Here is a 23616-nt window from a genome sequence, read left to right on the forward strand (position 1 = left end):
ATTGTCTGATAAATTGTTAAAGAGCAAAATAAAACGACGCACCGGAATCAAACTTAATCTCTTCACAACAGTGCGTCGTTGTGTGGGGTGCATTATAGAGAAATCTAAAATGAACGCAAGTGTTTTTTGCAAAAAATTTTAAAAAAGATCTTTTTTGAAGATATTTAATACAAAGCGATCATTTTATCAGCAGAATTCATAATGTTTGCAAATTTCTTTGTAAATTCGACCGCTTGTAAAAAGATAAAAAAGACCATCTTTATGTAAGATGGTCTTCCAAAATTAGATCTGAACTACAGCGATGATCACTAGGATTGTATATAAGATAGATAATCCATAGAAAATCACATTACCCGCCGGTGTGTGAACTTTCAGATCGTGCAAGCCGTGATGGATACGGTGCATACCCGCCCACATTGGGAAAATAGCTAATGCCATAATGGTCAGTTTTCCGATGCAAGTATGGGCAAAAGCAATAATATTATCAGGCGAAACTAATCCAAACGGTAACAATAAGCCGATAATAAAAATTACTACAGGAAAAAATAATGCACTAATCATACCGCCAGCACTAAAGAGTAACCAGACAGGTGGTTCATTTGAACGTTTTGGGTTTTGATCTAAACTCATTTTCTTCCCCTTCTTAAATATAAACTAAGATTAATGCAATTAAGCTAATTACACCTGTTGCAGCCCAAAGAATGTTTCTTCCGACAGAAACCGGTAGATGTTTACCTTTTACCATAACTGACATCACTTCAGGTGTCATTACATAAAGTGTTGCCGCGTGGTAAAACATTGCTGCAAGCGAGATGATATTTAGTACAACCACAAATGGATTTTGTAAGAAATCTACAAAGTCGGTTGCGAATGTGCCTTTACTTAATGCAACTGCACCATAAAATAGTACGATACAGAACCAAACCGTTGGAAGACAGGTCGCTTCACGCACCATATACATTTTGTAGAAATCAAGTTTTTTCCACCAGCTTGCTTTCATTCCTCGAACATAAGGTCTACGTTTTGTTGCTGACATTTCTTCCTCCTATCTCGGTTTGATCATTGAGATAACATAATCTTTTGCACTTTCTAGCTTGCCTTGGTTCACGGCTGAAGCGGGACCAACGTGTTTCGGACAAACTTCTGAGCAGTAGCCCACAAAAGTACAACTCCACACCCCATTTTTACTGCTGAGCAATTTCATTCGCTCTTCACGTCCGTTATCACGGTTATCCAGGTTATAGCGATGAGCTAATGTAATTGCCGCAGGACCGATGAACTCAGGGTTTAAACCAAATTGTGGACAAGCTGCATAGCATAAACCACAGTTAATACACATTGAGAATTGACGATACTTCTCTAACTGTGCCGGTGTTTGTTTAGTACGCTGACCTTCCGGTGCTTTGTTATCAATCACATAAGGTTTAATTGCCTCAATGCTATCAATAAAGTGGCTTAAATCCACTACTAAATCACGCTCAATCGGGAAGTTAGCAAGCGGTTCAATTCGCATAAAGCCGCTGTAATCACGTAAGAATGTTTTACACGCCAGTTTTGGTTTACCGTTTACCATCATCCCACAAGATCCGCAGATCGCCATACGGCAAGACCAACGGTATGAAAGCTCAGGCTCAAGCTCGTCTTTAATGTAACCCAGTGCATCTAATAGTGAAGTTTGGCTATCATAAGGCACTTCATATCTATCTAAATGTGGCTCGCTATCTGATTCCGGATTGTAGCGTAGCACTTCGATGGTCATTTTATCTAAATTTGCCATTTTCTCGCTCCTTCTCTATTATTGTGCTTGAGCTTCTGCTGCTTTTTTCGCTTTTTCTTGTGCTTCCGCTTCTGCACCGTACACACGTTTAGCTGGTTGTGATTTAGTAATCTTCACATCGCTATATTTAATGGTTGGTGTACCATCTGCGTTATAGAAAGCCTGTGTATGTTTCAAGTAATTCACATCATCACGTTCAACATAATCTAAACGTTGGTGTGCACCACGAGATTCTTTACGTTCCACCGCAGAGCAAGCAATAGACTGAGCAACATCTAAGATAAAACCTAACTCAATTTTATAGAGTAAATCGGTGTTAAACACGCTTGATTTATCTTTCACGCTAATATTTTTATAACGCTCTTTTAACTCTTGGATTTTATTCACAGTAGCTTCCATACTTTCTTGTGTACGGTAGATACCACAACCTTCTTCCATTGCATCGCCCATTTGGTTACGAATATCAGACCAAGATTCATTACCTTCTTGATTTGCTAACGAATGTAAACGAGCCACAATATCTTTTGCTTGAGCATCAATTTGTGGTTGATTACGAGAAGTTACTTCCAACGCACGGCGAGCTGCATTTTCACCCGCAACTTTACCAAATACCACTAATTCTGCTAGGGAGTTAGAACCTAAACGGTTTGCCCCGTGTAAGCCTGATGATGCACATTCACCTACTGCAAATAAGCCTTTAATTGACGTTTCTGCATTCATATCTACTTCAATACCACCCATTGTATAGTGAACAACAGGACGAACAGGAATTGGAGCTTTCGCAGGATCAACGCCTTCATAAGCTTTCGCTAATTCGCAGATAAACGGTAAACGTTCAAGTAAATATTTCTCACCTAAATGACGTAAATCTAAGTGAACTACATCAACACCTTTTGCAGTTTTTAAGGTATTGCCTTTACGCCACTCTTGCCAGAACGCTTGAGAAACTTTATCACGCGGACCTAATTCCATATATTTGTTTTCCGGTTTGCCGATTGGCGTTTCAGGTCCTAAACCGTAATCTTGTAAGTAGCGATAGCCATCTTTATTCACTAAGATACCGCCTTCACCACGACAACCTTCCGTCATCAAAATACCGGTATTCGGTAAGCCGGTTGGGTGATATTGAACGAATTCCATATCACGCAAAGCCACACCGTGACGATACGCCATTGATAAACCGTCGCCGGTTACAATACCGCCGTTAGTATTGAAACGATAAGTACGGCAACCACCACCAGTTGCAATCACAACTGCATTTGCGTTGATTTGCACTAAAGTTCCTTCCATCATATTCATCGCCACACAACCGCGAGCTTCGCCATTGTCAGTTAAAATATCTAGTACGAAATGTTCATCAAAGCGGACAATGTTCGGATATTTAATCGAAGTTTGGAATAAAGTGTGTAGAATGTGGAAACCGGTTTTATCGGCTGCGAACCAAGTACGCTCAATTTTCATTCCACCGAAACGGCGAACGTTTACTTCACCGTCTTCACGGCGACTCCACGGGCAACCCCAACGCTCCAACTGTGTCATTTCAATCGGTGAATGCTCCACAAAATACTCCACAATATCTTGCTCACATAACCAGTCGCCACCGCCCACTGTATCATTAAAATGATTATCGTAAGAATCGGTATCTTTAATTACAGCTGCTGAGCCACCTTCTGCTGCCACTGTATGGCTACGCATCGGGTAAACTTTTGAAATTAAAGCAATTTTCAGATTTGGATTTGCTTCAGCCGCTGCAATGGCAGCACGCAAGCCACCACCGCCGGCACCGATAATCGCCACATCAAAATTAACACTTTGCATAATGCACTCCGAAAGTTAAATAAACTTATTCATTAAAAGTGGTTCTATTTTGCCACTATTTAATCAATCAGATAAGCTGTTTTTACAATTTATTAACATAAAAAGTGCGATTTTGTGATCTACCTCAAAAAAGGTAACTAAGCATAACAAAGGTATTGAGAATGGCTCTTAATTGGAGAGTTATAAAGAGAAAATTTCTAATGTTTAAAATGAGAAAATATAATTTGTTGCAGAAAAGTTAAAAAACTCGCTTTATTTTTTCTTGCTCGATAACTAGGGCGATACGTTTTTTTAGGCTAAAATAGTGGTACATTTTCAAGCGGTCATTTTTTATGAATAATTTACAACTCGATAACATTGATTGGCAACCTACCGCCTCAATCCCTCATCTCATTCAACGTGCTAAAATTATTGCTGAATTGCGTAAGTTCTTTACCGATCGTGGCATTTTAGAAGTAGAAACCCCAATTTTAAGTGAATTCTCAGTTACTGATGTACATCTTTCTACATTCAGCACACAATTTTTATCGCCGTTTAGCAGCGAGGCGAAAACACTCCATTTGATGACAAGCCCTGAATACCATATGAAGCGTTTGCTTGCAGCAGGTAGCGGTCCGATTTTTCAAATTTGCAAAGTGTTCCGTAATGAAGAAGCAGGCAAACGCCACAATCCTGAATTTACAATGTTGGAATGGTATCGTCCGCATTTTGATATGTATCGTTTAATCAATGAAGTGGACGATTTACTACAACAGATTTTAGATTGCGAACCGGCGGAATCTTTTAGCTATCAATTTGTATTCCAAACCCACGTTGGGTTAGATCCGCTCTCTACCCCTAAAGCCCAATTAGTCGAAAAAGCAAGAAAACACGGTTTGCAATGTGAAGATGACGAAAATCGTGAAACCTTACTGCAATTTTTATTCAGTGAAGTAGTAGAGCCAAATATCGGGCAAGATCGTCCAACAGCGGTTTACCACTTCCCTTCATCTCAAGCCGCGTTAGCACAAATAAGCTCGGAAGATCACCGTGTTGCCGAGCGTTTTGAGTTTTATTACAAGGGCTTAGAACTCTGTAATGGTTTTCACGAATTAGACGACGCAAACGAGCAAATCCATCGCTTTGAGCAAGACAATTTACAACGAGAAAAAATGGGACTTGAACCACAACAGCTAGACGTGCGTTTCCTAGCGGCTCTCAAAGCAGGTTTTCCAAACTGTTCGGGTGTCGCACTGGGAGTAGATAGGCTCTTAATGCTTGCGATGAATGCAAAGAAAATTGAAGAGGTCATTTCTTTCGGTATCGAAAAAGCCTAGTTTTTTATGGCATTTTGTTATTTGCAATTTGCAAAAAAATCAACAAATATGACCGCTTGTATACTCTGTTTTAGGAAAGCAAAATGAATATTTCAGGCAAATTACAAGGTTGGCACTATGCTCTGCTGTGTTATTTGACGTGGGGAATGTTTCCGATCTATTGGTATCCGATTAATCAATCGGGAATGCCTGCCGAGCAAATTTTAGCTCAACGGGTGGTATGGTCTGCCGTGTTTGCCATTATTCTATTGCTGATTTTCCAACAGGGGCGAGCAGTAATCAATGCCTTCAAACAGCCCAAAGTGTTGGGAATCTTCTTCCTTTCTTCTTTTATGATTGGCTTGAACTGGCTGGCTTATTTGTGGGCGATTACTAACGAGCATATTTTAGATGCCAGTCTCGGCTATTTCATTAACCCTATCTTGAATGTATTTGTTGGCTATCTGGTACTAAAAGAACAATTAAATAAGGCTCAATTACTTTCTGTTGGTTTTGCGATTGCAGGCATTTTATGGCTGGCAATTCCTGCGGGACAAGTGCCTTGGGTGGCACTCATTTTAGCTGCCAGTTTCTGTATTTATGGGCTGATCCGCAAACTCGCCCCAATGGAGCCATTATCGGGCTTAGCCCTTGAAACCTTGCTGATGTCGCCTTTTGCAATAGCCTACCTTTGCTTTTGTTATAACCAAAACATCTTAGTATTCGGCGAACTCAATAGTTTGCAAATGACGGTACTACTCTGCTCAGGAGCTGCCACCACCATTCCACTACTTTGGTTTGCAATGGGGGCAAGACGCATTTCAATGTCTTTACTCGGTATGTTGCAATACATCTCACCTTCATTACAATTTTTATGTGGCGTGCTGATCTTTAATGAAAAACTCTCTGCCGAACGTTCGGTTGGCTACATTTTGGTTTGGATTGGTGTCATTATTTTCTTACTCAGTATGAAAAAAACCAGAGCAAAAAACACTAAAAAGCATTAAATATTTCGTTTCGGCAATCCTAATGCAGCAAAGCCGAGCAACGGCAAATAGGCACAGACTTTAAAAATAGCATCTAAGCCGTATTCGTCAGCAAAAAAGCCTAATACAGCAGCACTTAAGCCGCCAATACCAAACATTAAGCCAAACATTGTACCTGAAATCAGCCCAACTCTACCCGGCACCGCTTCTTGAGCATAAACCACCATTGCCGAAAACGCTGATGACATAATAAAGCCGGCGAAAATCGCACATACAATCGTCCAAAACAAATCGGCGTGAGGCAATAATAATGCAAAAGGTGCCATTCCTAAGAAAGAGAACCAAATTACCGCATTTCGTCCGATCTTATCGCCAATCGGTCCGCCGGCAAAAGTGCCTGCTGCAACAGCACCTAAAAATACAAAAAGATAGAGCTGTGCAGTTGCCATATTCAACTGAAATTTTTCCATTAAATAGAAGGTAAAATAGTTGCTGAGGCTGGCGATATAAATAAACTTCGCTAACATTAATAAGGCAATAATTAATAATGCTCTGGCTAATAACTTGCCGTGCAAACGTTGCTGAATATGGTTTGATGAAACAAATAATGGCTTGGCTTCATATTTCACCCAACGACTCACTTTATATAAAATCCATAATGCTAATAATGCAAATGCTACAACCCAAATCACTGCATTTTGCCCTTTAGGCACAATAAATAACGCAACCAAGAGCGGACCTAACGCCGAGCCACTATTTCCTCCTACTTGGAAAAGCGACTGAGCCGTGCCAAATTTACCGCCTGATGCCATTCTAGCCACCCGAGAGGCTTCAGGGTGAAAAGTGGCTGAGCCAATACCCATTAAAGCCGCCGCGATCAGCAATACTCCAAAATTGGGAGCGAAGGCAAGTAAAATCACAGAGAAAAGGGTGATTAACATACCTATCGGCAGCAAATTCGGTTTTGGGTATTTATCGGTATAAAGCCCGATACCCGGCTGAATAATAGATGCGGTAATTTGGTAAATTAACGAAATCATACCGATTTGAGCAAAACTCAGTTGGTAATTTTGTTTCAGCATCGGGTAAATTGAGACCATTACCGCCTGAATTAAATCATTCAGCAAATGAGAAAGGGAGATCAAAAGTAAAATGGGTAAAACCATTTTTGGAGCACTATGTTGTGTATGCATTGTCTTTTTGTTTTTATAAATAAAAAATATTCTACTCACAAATAATGAATGTGCAAGCGGTTGCTTTTTACGACTTTTTTGCAAAAGTTTTGCTTATTACAAATTCCACCTAATTTGTCATTTTTATAACTTTTTGCTATATTCGGACTTCTGAATAATAAATGATAGAGGTAAATACCATTGGATTTCATCAAAAAATTACAAACAGGAAGTACCTTTAAAGCACCTATCTTCCTTCCTAGTGTCTTTTTTGTCGGCTTTGTGGCGATATTCTGTATTGTCTTTCCTCAGACTGCACAAGCCTCCCTCGATGCAATTAAAAATATCCTTTTTAAAAATTTTAGTTGGTTCTACATTTTTGCCGGCTCAATCTTTTTTCTGTTTCTGATTTTTCTTTCTGTCAGCCGCTTAGGCGATATTAAATTAGGGGCAGATACTGATGAACCTGAGTTTAGTTTTGGCTCTTGGATTGCGATGCTATTCGCCGCCGGTATGGGTATCGGATTAATGTACTTTGGCGTTGCTGAACCAATTTTGCATTATATCAAACCTGTACACGAAAATTTAACGCAAGCAGAGCGAGCAAAAGAAGCGATGGTTACTACTTTCTACCATTGGGGAATTCACGCGTGGGCAATTTATGGAGTAATCGCCCTCGCTCTGGCTTACTTTGGTTTTAGATACAAATTACCACTTACGGTTCGTTCCGGCTTTTACCCACTACTAAAGCACCGTATTTCAGGCTTTTGGGGACATACGATTGATGTTATCGCCCTTTGTAGCACTATTTTTGGTTTAACTACCACGCTCGGCTTCGGGGTTATGCAAGTGAGTGCCGGCTTTAATAACTTAGGGTTAATTGAAAACAGTGGTTTTGCAGTGCTTGCCGTAATGGTTATTGTGGCGATGTCATTAGCCGTATTCTCTGCTATTACAGGAGTTGGAAAAGGCGTTAAAATTTTAAGTGAAATCAATCTAACCCTTGCGGGCTTACTACTGATTTTTGTCATTATTACAGGTCCAACGCTATTCCTGTTCTCAAGTTTAACCGAGAATTTAGGCTACTACTTTAGCTCATTGCTAGAACTCAGTTTCCGAACATTCGCTTATGAGCCTGAAAGTCAAGGCTGGTTAAGTGGCTGGACAGTTCTCTACTGGGCGTGGTGGGCTTCTTGGGCTCCGTTCGTCGGCTTATTTATCGCTAAAATTTCCAAAGGCAGAACCATTCGTGAATTTATTTTAGGCGTGTTATTCGTACCATCGCTGTTTAACATTTTATGGATGACCAGCTTTGGTAGCTCTGCTATCTGGTTTGATCAACAAACCGCCGGAGCATTAGCTGAAGTAAGCAATAACACAGAACAACTACTCTTTACGCTATTTGAGCAACTACCTTTCGGCACAATTGCTTCTTTCATTGCCGTTGTCGTGATCTCAATTTTCTTCATTACCTCCGCGGACTCAGGTATTTTTGTACTTAACAGTATTGCCTCACAAGGCGAAGAAAAAGCCCCGAAATGGCAGACTATTCTCTGGGGTGTGATATTAGCAGTATTGGCACTGTCATTGCTTTATTCAGGCGGTTTATCATCACTACAAACAATGACCTTGATTATCGCTCTACCATTTACATTCATTATGCTTATTCTCTGCGTTGGCTTATGGAAAGGCTTAATGGTTGATAACCAATACTTCAATAAAAAACTTTCTCAAGGCAGCCAAAATTGGGCTGGAAAAGATTGGAAACAACGTTTGGAAAAAATTATTAATCCAAGCAAACAACAAGATGTTCGCCATTTCTTTATTAAAGTTGCAAGACCTGCTTTCCTTGAGTTAATTGATGAATTTGAAAGCTACGGCTTAACCGCAAAAATGAATTTTACCAACGAAACCAACCCTAAATTAGAGTTTGAGGTGGTAAAAGAGAATTTACGCAATTTCATCTACGGTATTGAAAGCGTACCACGCCAATTATCTGATTTAGTGGTAGGCGATGATAACTTACCAAATATTGAAGAAAATATGGTTTACGAGCCGATCACCTACTTCCTAGACGGGCGAGAGGGCTATGATGTGCAGTATATGACCAAAGAAGAATTAATTGCCGACGTGCTACAACAGTACGAACGTTTTATCAATTTAGCAATGGATAACTCGCACAACTTAATGACGGCTGATGTCAATAATTTAGACTAAGTCTTAAACGATTAAACAAGCGGTTAGATTTTCGGAAAATTTTGCAAATTTCCATTAAAATCTAACCGCTTGTATTTTAAAGCCAACGTCTCACTCGACTTGCATAATCTAAATAACGTTGTCCAAATTTTTGGGTGAGAATTTGTTCTTCCGGTTTAATTTGGAAATGGGTAATTAACCCAATGAATAGAGGCAAAACAAACCACGCAAAAATCGATCCAAGCCACAACGCCCACGCAATTAAGCCTAATAGTAATGAAAGATACATCGGATTTCGGCTTTTACGATAAATCCCCCAATCCACAATCTGAAAAGTATTTTGTGGCTGAAAAGGGCTAGATGTTGTTTCTGCTTTTCTCATCGTAACTACCGCCGATATGGCAATCACTAACCCAATTACCGCAATCAATGCTCCCAATATAAATATTATGGGATGTTGATAATTGGGGAAATGGACCGGTAAAACTCGCCCAATCCACCACATTAACGCAGCACAAAATAGAAACCAAACCGGCGGTGGTACTTTCAATTTCAACATTTATTCCGCAGCTCTAAAGTCTTTTTTACGAATACCTAAACTAATAATGGCTACAAAATAGCTACCGGCGGCTAAAATCATCAACCAAACCAACCAATAAATTTTCTGCCATAGCGTCATTAACGCCCAAGTTTCAATCGCCGGTGTGAAATAAGCCAATAACGCCCCCATCACACAAGCTGCAATCAGTAGTTTTAACACAAAAATAATGGTGGTGCGGCTTACTTTATAATAACCACTTTTTGACAAGTGGAAGTAAAGCAAACTCACATTCACTAATGCCGAACAAGCCGATGCCAATGCTAAGCCGATATAGCCCCAAAACGGTGCAAATGCCAAGCCGAAAAAGATATTGCTGATGGCGGCAATAATCCCTACTTTCACCGGCATTTTCGTGTTTTGATGAGCATAGAAACCGTTCGCCAACACACTAATCAGCATATAGCTGTTTAAGCCTAAACACATAACATAGAGCGGATAAGAGGTCGCCAGCACATCTTCAAAGCCAAATTTGCCTCGCATAAACATTGTCATAATAATCGGCTGAGCAAGCACCGCCATTCCGATCATTGCCGGAATACCGAGCAACAATACCATTCTCACGCCCCAATCCATTGTGTTTTGAAAGTTTTCGCCACGCTGTAATTCTGTCAGATCTTTATTTTTGGCAATGCGGGAAAGGCTCGGCAGCACTACGGTGGAAATCGCAATGCCGAATAAACCGAGTGGAAACTCAATTAAGCGGTCGGCGTAATACATCCAGCTAATCGAACCTGTAATCAAAAATGACGCAATCACTTGATTAAGCAATAAGTTTAATTGGGTAACTGAAACGCCAAATAAAGCAGGAATCATTAATTTACGAACTTTCGTTACCCCTTCATCTTTCCACGCCCATTTTGGCTTAACCAATAATCCCTCTTTTTTCATAAACGGAATTTGGAACAGGAATTGCAACAATCCGCCTAAAAATACCCCCCACGCAAGAGCAACATCCGGCGAGTCGAAATAATCTCTACCCAGTAACGCCACACCAATAATTGCCACATTCAGCAACACCGGCGAAAACGCCATTACGCCAAACTTTCCGATAGTATTAAGCACCGCTCCAGACAATGCCACAAAGGTAATAAACCACAAATAAGGGAAAGTAATTTTTAGCAAAAAGGAGGCTTGAGTGAATTTTTCTGCATTCGGGCCATCATAAAGCCAATCTAAAAACCAACCCGTACCGAATAAAGCCGCCACTACAGGCGAGGCAACCATTGCCACAAGGGTAACAATAGTTACTAAGCCTCCCAATGTACCCGATACTTTAGCGATGAATTCTCTGGTTTTGTTTAGGTCATTATCGGCATTATATTCCGCTAACACGGGAACAAAGGCTTTGGAAAATGCCCCTTCGGCGAATAAACGGCGAAGGAAATTCGGGATACGGTTAGCGAATAGGAAAATATCGGCACTCACGCCTGTACCTAACAGAGTGGCAACCACAATATCGCGAATTAACCCCAAAATGCGTGAAATTAAGGTCATTCCGCTTACGATCATTCCTGATCTTAAAAGTTTTTTGCTCATAATAAAGAGTGTAATATTGGTAAAATTATTGAAAAATCAGACCGCTTGTAGTGCGATCCTAAAAATCGATCATAATTTTAGCAGTTTGTTATAGGAAAATCAGAAAAAAACTGTTAAAATCTCGCCCTATCGTTTTCTATCAGAAAAACGGTGTTATTTTCAAGCACGTGTCTCGTTGAAAATGAATTAAAAACTATCGATAGGCAATATAAACCGAAAATCGGTTTATATCTAATTTTTACACAGATATTTTAGGAGTTTGACCTTGGCTAATATCAAGTCAGCAAAAAAACGTGCGGTTCAATCTGAAAAACGCCGCCAACACAACGCAAGCCAACGCTCAATGATGCGTACATTCATCAAAAAAGTATACGCAGCAGTAGCGACCGGTGATAAAGCAGTAGCAACAGCCGCTTTCGTTGAAATGCAAAAAGTCGTAGACCGTATGGCGTCTAAAGGCTTAATCCACGCTAACAAAGCCGCTAACCACAAATCTAAATTGAGCGCGCAAATCAAAAAATTAGCGTAATATCGAATAGATATGAAAAACCGACTAGCGATAGTCGGTTTTTTCATTTCCAAATTTCAGGCAAAAGAAAAGGACTGTTGTTACACAGTCCTTTCCTCGTTAAATCAACAATTATTTTTTCAATAAATCACGGATTTCTGTTAATAATTTCTCTTCTGCTGTTGGCTCTGCAGGTGCTTCTTCTACAACAGGAGCTTTCTTCAGTGAGTTAATCACTTTCACCATACCGAATACGGCAAGTGCGATAATTAAGAAATCAAATACGTTTTGGATAAATGCACCGTATTTAAGCATTACGGCTTCCGCACCTTCTTTAGCTGGTGCAATTTCAATAGCAAGATCTTTAAAATCTACACCACCGATTAACCAACCGATTGGTGGCATAACTACATCGCTCACTAATGACGATACGATTTTACCAAATGCTCCACCGATGATCACACCGACAGCCATATCAACAACATTACCTTTTACGGCAAATTCACGAAACTCTTTTAAAATACTCATTTGGGCTTTCCTTTAGTTTAATTAGGTTAAAATGTGATCCTCATCAGATCAGAGGACGGCTATTATAATCAAAAATTTGAAAATTTATACCTATTACTCAAATTCCCATTTTTTGATCTAGGTCATTAGAATTATAACCGGTTGCTCAATTTTTTGCCAAAATTTTCTACTTGTTGCCAATTGGTATATTCATATTCTTTGCGAGTGTCCGTTTCGCCTTTGGTGATTTTCATAATAAAACGAATCATCATACGATCAAACCAAGTATAGCGTGGATAAAGTAACGCTCCGGCAAACACTTCCACATCAGTCGGATGCCATTTCACCCTCGCTAAAAATTTACGCACGTAGGTATTAGTTTCCGGTGTACTTCGATTCTCTTTACGAGCAGTTAAATTCACACCGTAAAAAGCGGTTTTCTTCTGATTTAACGCCACATAATGCCGTTCCACAAACTGATAAACCAACGGATTAAAATGCCCATAGCGAATTGAAGCCCCAATCACAATTTGATCGGCATTTGCAATTTTTTCGGCAAAATCGACCGCTTGCTCTTTAAGAGAAATCAGCTCAACTTCGTGTGTGATGGCATCCGCCAATCGTTCTGCAATCTTTTTTGTTTGACCATCGGTCGTAAAATAGAGAATTAGAGTTTTCATTAGTCTTTCCAAAATACAGGGCTTAAAATAACCAGTAAGGTAAATACTTCCAAACGCCCGCATACCATCGCAAAAGTGAGTACCAATTTTGCACTGTCCGGCACTTGGGTGAAGTTGCTACTCACACTACCTAGTGCAGGACCTAAATTATTGAGCGTGGCAATCACTGCATTTAAAGCATCAAAGGTTTCCATTCCGCAAGCAATTGAGGCAAGCCAGCAAACGACAAATACAAAGAAATAGGCGGAAAAAAACGCCCAAATGCCGTCTACAACACGTTCCGAAAGCACGTGTTTGCCTAATTTGATTGGTTGAATTACATTCGGGTGGATATAACGGTGGATTTCACGTTTACTTTGCAAATAGAGCAACAATACCCGAATTACTTTCAAACCTCCACCTGTTGAGCCGGCACAACCGCCAATAAATGATGCAAGCACCAGCAAAGTCGGTAAAAAAGAAGACCATTGGCTGAAATCATTGGTAGTAAAACCTGCGGTGGTAGAAATCGAAACCGATTGGAATAACGCTTGGCTAATAGTTACCGAAGCATTATCAAAATAACTGTACGCCATTAGCACTATCGTACAAACCAAAAACAGTCCAAATTGTACCATTAAGAAGAAGCGGAATTCGTAATCGCCCCAGTAAAGACGACTTAAAATATCTCCTCTTTTTCTGGATTGCTTATCACGCAAGCGGTCAATTACTGCGAAATGCAAGGCAAAGTTACAGGCGGAAAGCAGTAAGAAAAAAACAGTAATATAGTTAATCGCCGGGCTATTGAAGTAGCCGATACTGGCATCGTGGGTGGAAAATCCACCAATCGAAACCGTTGAGAAACTATGTGAAATCGCATCAAAGGTACTCATTCCTGCCAGCCAAAAGGCAAAAGCACATAATAAAGTTAAACTGAGATAAATCATCCACAACGCTTTCGCCGTTTCTGCAATACGAGGTCGCATTTTTTGCTCTTTGAGCGGACCGGGCATTTCGGCACGGTAAAGTTGCATTCCCCCAATACCAAGTAATGGGATAATTGCTACCGCTAATACGATGATCCCCATTCCACCTAGCCATTGTAAGAATTGGCGGTAGAATAAAATCGCTTTCGGGAGACTATCTAACCCTGTAATCACCGTTGCCCCAGTGGTAGTTAAGCCGGAAAAAGATTCAAAAATCGATTCCGCCACATTGAGATCGGGGTTTTCTAAAATAATAAAAGGCACAGCCCCCAGTAGCCCTAACACGACCCAGAACAGAACTACAATTAAAAAACCTTCTCGGGAGCGTAGCTCATTTTTATTATGGCGACACAACCACCAAAGCAATGTGCCGACTAAAAAATTCAAGGCAAAGGCTTCTAAAAAGGCTCGCCCACCGCCATCACCATAAATCAGGGCAACTGTTGCCGGCACAAGCATTGTGAACGAAAAGCACATCACTAAAATGCCAACAATACGAATAATGGAAAAAAATTGCATAAATTAGATATCTTCTTTAATTAAAGTCAGTTTGCCCGAAAAACGCTGGGTAAGCTCATCAGAAAATGGCTCAAAGTCTATCGGGTTAAAAGCGAGCAATAAATCCACTTTCTCCCCAAAATGTTGCTCTATAATATCAATATCTCGTCCGCTAATTAGATGCGAAATGGTATTAAACTGCTCATATTCACACTGCAAGCGGTAGTTTTTTCGCAAAACTTTGCGAACTCGCTCTAGCTGCAATAATGCCTGCTGAACGCCATTACCATAAGCTTTTACCAACCCACCTGTGCCAAGCTGAATGCCTCCGTAATATCGCACTACAACGGCAGTAATTTCGCCCAAGCCTGAGCCCAATAAGTAATTGAGCATAGGCTTACCTGCCGTGCCTGAAGGTTCGCCATCATCAGAAAAGCCGTATTGTTGGGAATCATTCGGCGTGCCGGCAACCGTTGCCCAACACCAATGACGAGCATGTGGATGCTGCATTTTCAGCTCCTGCCAAAATGCCTTTGCCTGCTCCATTCCTTCTGTATGGCGGAGATAGGTAATAAAACGGCTTTTTTTAATCTCTTCTTCAAAAATTGTATCCGCTTTGGGGATAAAAAATTCCATTGTTTGCATCTCTTAATTTTAACCTTGTAATAATACCACATTAAAGCCACTTTTTATTTGTGCTGTTTAGTGGTTTAATAACCCTTTCATTGATAACTGAACAAATACACTATGTCAAAACTCAATATTATCTTTGCCGGCACGCCTGATTTTGCCGCTCAACATTTACAAGCTTTATTAAATTCCGAACATAACGTGATTGCCGTTTACACCCAACCGGATAAACCGGCTGGACGAGGCAAAAAATTACAAGCAAGCCCGGTAAAACAGCTTGCTGAAGCTCATAACATTCCTGTTTTTCAACCGAAATCGCTCCGTAAAGAAGAAGCTCAAGCAGAACTTAAAGCCTTAAATGCGGATGTAATGGTGGTAGTCGCTTACGGTTTAATATTGCCTGAAGCGGTATTGAATGCCCCTAAATATGGTTGCTTAAATGTTCACGGCTCACTCTTGCCACGTTGGCGTGGAGCAGCTCCAATTCAGCGTGCTATCTGGGCGGGGGATACTGAAACAGGTGTAACCATTATGCAAATGGACATTGGCTTAGACACTGGCGATATGCTACATAAAGTAACAACACCGATTGAGCCTAATGAAACCTCCGCCTCACTTTACGCCAAACTTGCCGAGCTTGCTCCTCCTGCGTTACTTGAGGTATTAAATGGCTTAGAAAGTCAGACATTCAAAGCACAAAAGCAAGACGAAAGCCAATCTAACTATGCGGAGAAACTTTCTAAAGAAGAAGCAAAATTGGATTGGAATTTATCTGCTATACAGCTAGAGCGTAATATTCGAGCCTTCAACCCGTGGCCTATTAGTTTTTTAACGTTAGAGGTGGAAGGAATTGAACAAAGCATTAAAGTTTACCAAGCAACTGTCTTACCTCATCAAAACAAGCCCACTGGCACAATCTTAAGTGTAGATAAAACAGGCATTCAAATTGCAACTCAAGAGGGTGTGTTGAATATCACTCAACTTCAACCCGCAGGCAAAAAACCAATGTTGGTGCAAGATTTCCTCAATGGTAGAGCGGATTGGTTTAAAGTAGGCGAACAACTTTAATTTCAGAGAAAAATAAATATGCACTCACAACATTTAACCATTAAAGATGCTCAATTTTCGCTTGCTGAACATCAAAAGCTAACCATTGATGAACTCACTATTCAACCAAATACCTTTTGGGTAATTGTAGGCGGCAACGGCTCGGGCAAAACAGCTTTTTCTCTTGCCTTACAAGGCAAACTCTCGCTATATTCAGGGCAATATGAAAACCGCTTTCAAAATATTCAGCTACTCTCTTTCGAGCAACAACAAAAAATTATTGAGCAGATTTTCAAAGATCGTAACAACGATACTATCTCCCCCGATGACTTCGGCTTAACCGCACGCCAAGTGATTTTAAACGGTAGCTCTAAAACCGCATTATGTGAGGAATATGCAGCAAAACTGCATATTCAGCACTTACTGGATCGCCCTTTTATTCATCTCTCCACAGGCGAAAGCCGTAAAGTGCTATTTTGCCAAATGTTAGTCAGTGAGCCTGATTTACTGATTTTAGATGAACCATTTGAAGGCTTAGATCAGCAATCTGTAAGGTATTGGACGCAATTAGTTTCCGAACTTCCCTCAAAAATGGCGTTGGTCCTGATTGTCAACCGTTTCAATGACATTCCTGATGCCGCTGATCATATTGCCTTGTTAGATAACTTATCACTGATTTTGCAAGGTCATCGAGCAGAAATCGAACAACAAGCGGTCTATTCTCAGCTAAAATTTGCAGAAGAAAATGTAAATGTACCACTACCGGAAAGTGCTGCTCCACTTACTTCTCTACCTGAAAATATCAATCCGTTTGAGCTGGAAAATGTGAATATCCAATATGGAGAAAAGAAGATTTTAGATAATCTCAGCTGGACAGTTCACCCTAAACAACATTGGTGGATTAAAGGACCAAATGGGGCAGGCAAATCAACCTTGCTGTCAATTATCACCGGCGATCACCCACAAGCTTACGCCAACAAAGTCCTCCTATTCGGTCGCCAACGAGGCAGCGGCGAAACTATTTGGGATATTAAGAAAAATATCGGCTATGTCAGCAGCCAATTACATATGGATTATCGGGTAAATTGTGCAGCAATTGATGTGATTATTTCCGGCTTTTTTGACAGTATCGGGGTTTATCAGCAGATCCCAAACAGCTTACAGCTCAAAGCAATGGAGTGGCTGGAACGGCTGAATTTAGCGAACGTGGCGAAAAAACCGTTCCGTTCACTTTCGTGGGGGCAACAACGCTTACTTTTGATTACCCGAGCAATGGTCAAACACCCGCCGATTTTGATTTTGGACGAACCGCTACAAGGCTTGGACGGCATTAACCGCAAACTGGTGAAACAGTTTATCGAACAGCTCGTCAATAACAGCCAAACCCAGCTTTTATTTGTGTCTCACCAAGACAGTGATGCCCCAAACTGCATTACGCATTTGTTTGAGTTTGTGGCGAAAGGGGAAACGAATGAATCGGGGTACGAATATCGGCAATTAAACAGATAAGGGTAGATTTAAAGCCTACCCTACTCCTCAATTTTTAAATTATTAGGAGTATTTTATAGCCTATACTTTAGATTTCTTCTCATTTTTAGAATAAATTTCATCTAAAATTCTTATAGCTTCCCTAAATTTCATCTTTTCGAAATCATCAAATTCAGTAGAATTAAGGTTATTACCTATATAAATCTTTATTCCATTTAAAAAAATCCTTTCCTTCTCAAAGAAATCATATTGTTTTTTATCATATCGATATTCTAAATAATTACAAAAATTATATGCATAGAATCCATTTTCTAATATATTTCTATATTTAGATATATCAACCTCACCTAAAAAGGTAGTATTTTCAAACCATTCATAAAGCCCAGCTAGACTTCTCCAATCTCCAATTTTAATATTCTCTAATGCCTGATCAAAATAGTTTTCTGCTTTCACGATTTTTTGATGTTGTTTTATTTTATCAATCCCATCATATATCTGATCTACTATTTCTTTTACATCAGGATCATTTTCATTAACATATCCCAAACCAGTTCCATTAAATCTAACCATCATACTATCAGCCCAAGCTGGATTATCCATATTTTTGGCTATATACTCACCAACAATTTGCTTAATTTCATCGATATCTATAATATTACAAAGTTTTTGGTCAATAAAAAGAACAATTAGATTAATAACGTGAACTAAAACACCTATATCATTATACTCATAATTCTTGAATCGCTTTAGCATATCTTCCATATTTTCTTGGAACTCATTATTAGTTAATGCCAGATAACGCCATAAATTTTTCCAAGAAGCATTCTCCTCTATCTTGAATATAGGAAAAGTTGAAATTTTTTCATTTAGCCTTTCATAATTTTGATAGAATCCAGTAATAATATCCTCCCACTCTTTATTATCAAACATTGCATGCTTATAATAATTTCTTTTTTCCATATATGTTATAACATCATCAAAATTATTTAATTGTCTAAACTTCAATGACAAAGAGAAAAAATCCTTTATTAGCCAGTTATCAAATGAACTATTTTCTAGAAAATTAGAAGAAATCCCTCTTATAAAATCAAGATAATCTTCTGTTGTTTTTTCTAAAATCCTGAAATTCCCATCTCCAAATTTTTTAAAAACCTCCTTAACAACATCCAATCTATCATCATTTATTTTATCATGATATTTATTTTTATATTTTATCCAAAAATCCCTTTCATTATTTTCTACAACTAGAGTCTTACCAACTAACTTTTCTTTAAACTTATTATAAATTTTATCTTCACTAATTTCTTTTTCATTTGAAACTACAATTACTTTTGAATTTGATTGTTCGCATAATAAATTAATAAACCCAAGTATCTCAGTAAGAGGGATTCCAGTTCTTTCTAGATCGTCAAAAACAAATACCAACTCTTTATAATCTCTATTTTCTAATGGATTTATTTTACTAAAATCAAAATTTATTGTACTTTCTTTATCTTTTTCATCTCCAAATATATCAACTCTAAACCCAACCTTAACTGCATGTTGTAAAACCCCACCTAAAAACTTTACAGGCTTACTACCAAGAATAGGATGTAAACTTTCAAATATAGCGGAATTTACACTTGAAATAGATTTAAGTCCAAACAAACTTATATAAATAAATTTATATATATCTTTATCTTTTCTCTCTTTTTGATTTATATAATCCTTAATAAAATAAGTCTTACCACACCCCCAATTACCAATTAGTAATGTCGCATATTGAGTATTTTCCCTCTGAAGATATAAATCTAAATACTCAGTTATATGTGTATTCATAATCTATTTTCCTTTAGTGATTTTTGTTAATTTGAATAATATACTCTTAAAAAATGATATTATCTCTATATTATTCAAAAGATTATTTTCTAAAACTTTACAAAAATAAAGGGCGAATAATTATTCGCCCCTACAATTTACTTCACCACTTCACCTTTCGCCTGTAAATCGGCGTGGTAGGAAGAGCGGACAAATGGCCCGCACGCTGCGTGTTCAAAGCCCATTTTTTCGGCTTCCTCACGGAACATATCAAACTCTGCCGGCGGAACGTAACGTTCCACTTTGAGGTGGTGGCGGCTCGGTTGTAGATATTGACCGATGGTCAGCATTGTTACACCGTGGTCGCGTAAATCTTGCATTACTTCTAAAATTTCTTCGTTGGTTTCGCCAAGTCCCACCATTAAACCTGATTTGGTTGGGATATCAGGAAACTCTTGTTTGAAGATTTTCAGCAACTCTAACGACCATTTATAATCTGCTCCTGGACGAACTTCGCGGTATAAGCGTGGTACATTTTCCAAGTTGTGGTTGAACACATCCGGCGGATTTTGCTTCAGAATTTCGACCGCTTGTTCTACACGTCCACGGAAGTCTGGTACTAAAATTTCCACTTTGCAGTTTGGATTTAACGCTTTGATTTCACGTACCGTTGCCGAGAAATGAGCCGCACCACGATCCGGCAAATCATCACGATCCACCGAGGTAATCACCACATATTTGAGTTTCATATCCTGCACAGTTTCTGCCACTTTGCGTGGTTCATCAGGATCAAGTGGGAGTGGCTTTCCGTGTGCCACATCACAGAATGGGCAGCGACGGGTACAAATTGCCCCCATAATCATAAAGGTTGCCGTCCCGTGATTAAAACATTCGTGTAAGTTTGGACAAGAAGCCTCTTCACACACCGAGTGCAATCCGTGCCTACGCATACCGTTTTTGATGCTATCAATTTTTGCCGAGTTTGCCGGCAGTTTGATTTTCATCCACTCCGGTTTTTTGAGTAATTCTTGGTCTGGATCAATATTTCTGACTTGAATAACGGAGGTTTTAGCGGCATCACGATATTTCACCCCTTTTTCCATTTTAAAAGGGCTCATTTTTTTTGCCGTAACTTGAGCTGTAGCCGTAACCATTAAAATTTTATATCCTAGTTGTTAATAAATTGTATGTCATTATAGCCCAAAATCGCACTAAAGTGGGCGACTAATTTGGGAGAAACCTCTTCACAAGTTAAATCCTTGTGGTTGATTAGCTCACTCAATTGGCACATTTCAAGCCCTGCGTAACCGCAAGGATTAATGTTTCTAAAAGGCGTTAAATCCATATTAATATTGAGAGCCAAGCCGTGAAAAGAGCAACCTTTACGAATGCGTAAACCAAGCGAGCAGATTTTTTTCTCATTCACATAAACACCCGGTGCGTCAGCTTTTGGATAGCTCTCAATGCCATAATCAGCAAGCGTTTTCACGACCGTTTGCTCCAGTGCTGTAACTAAATCTCGAACCGATACCTCTCTACCTTGAGATTTCAGTCGCTTGATATCAATCAGCACATACATAATCTGCTGCCCTTCGCCGTGATAAGTAATTTGCCCTCCACGATCACTTTGCACCACAGGAATATTAGTTGAATTCAGCAGATGTTCAGGTTTACCTGCCGAACCTTGTGTAAACACAGCAGGGTGCTGAACCAGCCAGACTTCATCAAGCGTGTTCTCATTACGCCCATCTGTGAAGGCTTGCATTTGATGCCAAATGTCTTCATAAGGTTGAATGCCAAGTTGGCGAATAATCAATTTCATTTTCTATTTTCCAACGTAACGTTATTGAAAAATTGAGGGCGAATACAATTCGCCTTTACTTATAACACCATTCTTACGCCGTTAATTTTAGCGAGTTCCGTATAGAGCGTTTCTACCTGTTCGATATTTTCCGCAATGATATCAATAGAAACAGAGTTATATGTTCCTTTAGAGCTTTTTTGTTCACGAGGGTTGTAATCGCCTTTGGCATATTTTTGAGTAACCACCACTACATCATCAACTAAATCTGCACGGTTTGCTCCCACTACTTTAAAAGTGAAATTGCACGGAAACTCTAATAAATCTTTTAATTTTGCTTGTGGTAAGTCTTGTAAATTCACGGCTTTTGATTGCATTTTTTTATCCTTATTTTGTAAACGGTAAGCGATGAAATTTTGCAAATTTTTTGCAAAATCACACCGCTTGATTTTGTACGACACTAAATGGGGATGAAATTTTTAATTACAAGATTAATCAAATAAGCTCTTCACAGTTAAAGCGATCCAATCCCACGCTTTGCCAAAAATACCGGCTTCCGGAACATCTTGTAGTGCTTGTAAGTTAGTGCTTGCCACATCTTTACCATCTAATTGGTAAATCATTTTACCGACTACTTGCCCTTTTACTAAAGGAGCTTCAAGGTTTTTCTTCTCTAACTCATAACGAGCTTTTAAGTCTGCCGCTCTGCCCTTTGGAATGGTTACAAAACTATCTTGTACCGAACCTAACTGCACTTTGTTTACTTCACCATAATAAACACTTTGCTCTGCAACAGATTGTGCCGCTGGAAGTGATTTGATAGTCTCAAAATTGGCAAAACCCCATTGGAGTAATTTTTTACTTTCAACTTCACGCCCTTTATAAGTTGGCACGCCCATTACAACAGAAATCAAGCGAGTATTTGGATTAACCGCTGAAGCTACTAAGTTATAACCGGCTTTATCAGTATGACCTGTTTTCAAACCATCAACTTGAATTGTTTTATCCCACAATAAGCCGTTGCGGTTTGGTTGTGGTTTTTTGATGTTATATTGAAACTCTTTTTCTGCGTGAATTTTGTATTCTTCAGGGTGATCGCGAATAATATGAGCTCCGATAATTGCCATATCACGAGCTGAAGAATATTGCTCCGGGTGATCTAAGCCGTGCACCGTCGTAAAATGTGTATTTTTCAACCCGAATTGCTGTACATATTTGTTCATTTCATTAATGAATGCGGCTTCAGAGCCGGAAACGTGTTCCGCAAGAGCTACAGATGCATCGTTACCTGACACGATAATCAAGCCTTTCATTAAATCTGCAACAGAAACTTTAGTGTTCAAATCTAAGAACATTAATGAAGAACCCGGAAACTTTTGTGCCCAAGAGTTTTCCGTAACTGTAACCATATCGCTATTGCTGATTTTCCCTTCTTTTAATGCTTCGCCTACCACATAGCTAGTCATCATTTTCGTTAATGATGCCGGATATTGACGTTGGTCAGGGTTTAAGCTCACTAATACTTCTCCAGAGTTGTAATCCATCAAAATATAAGTTTGTGCATTAATTTGTGGAGCTTGTAGGTTAAAGTTGGTATTTAAATCAGCGTAAGCAATGCTTGGTACCGCAAGACTAACAACACTGAAGGCTTTCACTAATGTTTTTTTCATAAATTCGTCTAAATTCCTCTTAAATTAATACAGAGCATAAAGGTCTTTTGTTACATTTGCATTTTTATTTACTACTGCAATTTTTACCTTAGCTGTACCTGAATGATGCATACCAATATGCTTAGCCGCCGCTGATGATAAATCAAGCACTCTTGCGTGAGCATAAGGTCCTCTATCATTTACTCTCACAACCACTGAACGCCCATTGCGTAAATTAGTTACTTCAATCAAAGTACCAAAAGGCAAAGTTCTGTGGGCTGCTGTCAATTTTGCATTACTAAAGGTTTCACCATTTGCCGTGCGGCGACCATTAAATTTATTGGCGTAATAACTTGCCACACCTGTTTGAAAATGTTTGCTGATAACCTGTTTATGAAGATTCTTTGGCGATTGTTTGTTAATCGTTGCTATCTCTTTTTTCACAGCTTTAGCCGTTACTTTTTGGGCAATTTTTGCCGTCTTTTTTGTTGCTTTAGAAGCTGTTTGCTTCTTTGTTGAGATACTCGACTTAGCTTTTGAATCCTTTGTCGCAGCAAAAGAATTTAATGAGCTAAAAGTCAGAAATCCAGCTAACAACAGGGTTACAATTTTACCTAATCTCATATAAGTTTTTTCCTCTATGTGGATGTCGCTATTGTTTGTAA

The 23616-nt window shown here is 39.3% G+C and carries 23 protein-coding genes; 6 read left to right on the top strand and 17 right to left on the bottom strand.

Translation table 11 applies throughout. The features are described 5' to 3' along the window. Positions 1-282 precede the first annotated feature (282 nt). The 4 genes from frdD to frdA are packed head-to-tail and all read right to left on the bottom strand — an operon-like array spanning position 283 to position 3595. The gene (frdD, locus tag ACJHV0_RS03690; protein ID WP_025236929.1) at positions 283-630 is read right to left on the bottom strand and encodes a fumarate reductase subunit FrdD; all 348 of its coding nucleotides are present in this window, start codon (positions 628-630) and stop codon (positions 283-285) included. Positions 631-643: 13 nt separating this feature from the next. Beyond that, on the bottom strand, positions 644-1036 hold the full coding sequence (gene frdC, locus ACJHV0_RS03695) for a fumarate reductase subunit FrdC (protein WP_025236930.1): 393 nt from the start codon (positions 1034-1036) through the stop codon (positions 644-646). 9 nt (positions 1037-1045) lie between these two features. Then, positions 1046-1777, bottom strand: a complete 732-nt coding sequence (locus ACJHV0_RS03700; RefSeq protein WP_025216380.1) for a succinate dehydrogenase/fumarate reductase iron-sulfur subunit — start codon at positions 1775-1777, stop codon at positions 1046-1048. Between the two features lie 18 nt (positions 1778-1795). Beyond that, positions 1796-3595, bottom strand: coding sequence for a fumarate reductase (quinol) flavoprotein subunit (gene frdA / locus ACJHV0_RS03705; RefSeq protein ID WP_334235719.1), 1800 nt, complete (start codon positions 3593-3595; stop codon positions 1796-1798). Between the two features lie 332 nt (positions 3596-3927). Here frdA and epmA point away from each other — a divergent pair, with 332 nt between their 5' ends. Together epmA and rarD are read left to right on the top strand one after the other, a co-directional pair. Further along, entirely contained in the window at positions 3928-4911 is a 984-nt protein-coding gene (gene epmA / locus ACJHV0_RS03710) for an elongation factor P--(R)-beta-lysine ligase (protein ID WP_025236932.1), read from the top strand. A gap of 83 nt (positions 4912-4994) precedes the next feature. Then, entirely contained in the window at positions 4995-5897 is a 903-nt protein-coding gene (gene rarD / locus ACJHV0_RS03715; protein ID WP_334236783.1) for an EamA family transporter RarD, read from the top strand. On the opposite strand, the gene ACJHV0_RS03720 is transcribed toward rarD, so the two are convergent. Continuing rightward, positions 5894-7069 (bottom strand): MFS transporter, encoded by a 1176-nt coding sequence (locus tag ACJHV0_RS03720; RefSeq protein ID WP_483133410.1) that lies wholly within the window; start codon positions 7067-7069, stop codon positions 5894-5896. The two genes, rarD and ACJHV0_RS03720, sit on opposite strands and share 4 nt — an antisense overlap. A gap of 180 nt (positions 7070-7249) precedes the next feature. Between ACJHV0_RS03720 and ACJHV0_RS03725 the strand changes: the two genes are divergently transcribed. Continuing rightward, the gene (locus tag ACJHV0_RS03725; RefSeq protein ID WP_483133411.1) at positions 7250-9265 is read left to right on the top strand and encodes a BCCT family transporter; all 2016 of its coding nucleotides are present in this window, start codon (positions 7250-7252) and stop codon (positions 9263-9265) included. 76 nt (positions 9266-9341) lie between these two features. Here the strand turns inward: ACJHV0_RS03725 and ACJHV0_RS03730 are convergent, their stop codons facing one another. Continuing rightward, positions 9342-9803, bottom strand: a complete 462-nt coding sequence (locus ACJHV0_RS03730) for a methyltransferase family protein (protein ID WP_025236936.1) — start codon at positions 9801-9803, stop codon at positions 9342-9344. Continuing rightward, entirely contained in the window at positions 9804-11381 is a 1578-nt protein-coding gene (murJ, locus tag ACJHV0_RS03735; protein ID WP_483133412.1) for a murein biosynthesis integral membrane protein MurJ, read from the bottom strand. It lies immediately after the preceding gene. Positions 11382-11646: 265 nt separating this feature from the next. Here murJ and rpsT point away from each other — a divergent pair, with 265 nt between their 5' ends. Continuing rightward, complete coding sequence (rpsT, locus tag ACJHV0_RS03740) at positions 11647-11910, top strand: 30S ribosomal protein S20 (RefSeq protein WP_025236938.1); 264 nt, start codon at positions 11647-11649, stop codon at positions 11908-11910. Between the two features lie 111 nt (positions 11911-12021). Here rpsT and mscL read toward each other — a convergent pair whose 3' ends face one another. The 4 genes from mscL to ACJHV0_RS03760 form a co-directional block, all read right to left on the bottom strand. Beyond that, positions 12022-12417 carry a large-conductance mechanosensitive channel protein MscL gene (gene mscL / locus ACJHV0_RS03745; protein WP_006251148.1) on the bottom strand — a complete coding sequence of 132 codons (396 nt, stop codon included), beginning with the start codon at positions 12415-12417 and terminating at the stop codon, positions 12022-12024. 131 nt (positions 12418-12548) lie between these two features. Further along, on the bottom strand, positions 12549-13076 hold the full coding sequence (hemG, locus tag ACJHV0_RS03750) for a menaquinone-dependent protoporphyrinogen IX dehydrogenase (RefSeq protein WP_483133413.1): 528 nt from the start codon (positions 13074-13076) through the stop codon (positions 12549-12551). After that, positions 13076-14560, bottom strand: coding sequence for a TrkH family potassium uptake protein (locus ACJHV0_RS03755; RefSeq protein ID WP_025236940.1), 1485 nt, complete (start codon positions 14558-14560; stop codon positions 13076-13078). The genes hemG and ACJHV0_RS03755 overlap by 1 nt, the downstream gene beginning before the upstream one ends. A gap of 3 nt (positions 14561-14563) precedes the next feature. After that, a complete protein-coding gene (locus tag ACJHV0_RS03760) occupies positions 14564-15175 on the bottom strand; it encodes a YigZ family protein (RefSeq protein WP_025236941.1) in 612 nt (203 codons plus the stop codon). 111 nt (positions 15176-15286) lie between these two features. Between ACJHV0_RS03760 and fmt the strand changes: the two genes are divergently transcribed. Together fmt and modF are read left to right on the top strand one after the other, a co-directional pair. Continuing rightward, positions 15287-16237, top strand: coding sequence for a methionyl-tRNA formyltransferase (fmt, locus tag ACJHV0_RS03765; RefSeq protein WP_483133414.1), 951 nt, complete (start codon positions 15287-15289; stop codon positions 16235-16237). Between the two features lie 18 nt (positions 16238-16255). Continuing rightward, positions 16256-17725 (top strand): molybdate ABC transporter ATP-binding protein ModF, encoded by a 1470-nt coding sequence (gene modF / locus ACJHV0_RS03770; protein ID WP_483133415.1) that lies wholly within the window; start codon positions 16256-16258, stop codon positions 17723-17725. Between the two features lie 60 nt (positions 17726-17785). Here modF and ACJHV0_RS03775 read toward each other — a convergent pair whose 3' ends face one another. The 6 genes from ACJHV0_RS03775 to ACJHV0_RS03800 all read right to left on the bottom strand — a co-directional run bounded on the left by ACJHV0_RS03775 (position 17786) and on the right by ACJHV0_RS03800 (position 23575). After that, entirely contained in the window at positions 17786-19522 is a 1737-nt protein-coding gene (locus tag ACJHV0_RS03775) for a P-loop NTPase fold protein (RefSeq protein WP_483133416.1), read from the bottom strand. Between the two features lie 137 nt (positions 19523-19659). Beyond that, the gene (gene lipA, locus ACJHV0_RS03780) at positions 19660-20655 is read right to left on the bottom strand and encodes a lipoyl synthase (protein WP_025236945.1); all 996 of its coding nucleotides are present in this window, start codon (positions 20653-20655) and stop codon (positions 19660-19662) included. A gap of 14 nt (positions 20656-20669) precedes the next feature. Then, on the bottom strand, positions 20670-21323 hold the full coding sequence (gene lipB / locus ACJHV0_RS03785; protein ID WP_334235710.1) for a lipoyl(octanoyl) transferase LipB: 654 nt from the start codon (positions 21321-21323) through the stop codon (positions 20670-20672). A 59-nt stretch (positions 21324-21382) separates the two neighbouring features. After that, the gene (gene ybeD / locus ACJHV0_RS03790) at positions 21383-21679 is read right to left on the bottom strand and encodes a DUF493 family protein YbeD (RefSeq protein WP_025236947.1); all 297 of its coding nucleotides are present in this window, start codon (positions 21677-21679) and stop codon (positions 21383-21385) included. Positions 21680-21793: 114 nt separating this feature from the next. Then, a complete protein-coding gene (locus ACJHV0_RS03795; RefSeq protein WP_483133417.1) occupies positions 21794-22972 on the bottom strand; it encodes a serine hydrolase in 1179 nt (392 codons plus the stop codon). A 24-nt stretch (positions 22973-22996) separates the two neighbouring features. Next, on the bottom strand, positions 22997-23575 hold the full coding sequence (locus ACJHV0_RS03800; protein WP_025236949.1) for a septal ring lytic transglycosylase RlpA family protein: 579 nt from the start codon (positions 23573-23575) through the stop codon (positions 22997-22999). Between the last annotated feature and the right edge of the window lie 41 nt (positions 23576-23616).

The organism is Mannheimia sp. (genome assembly GCF_056854775.1).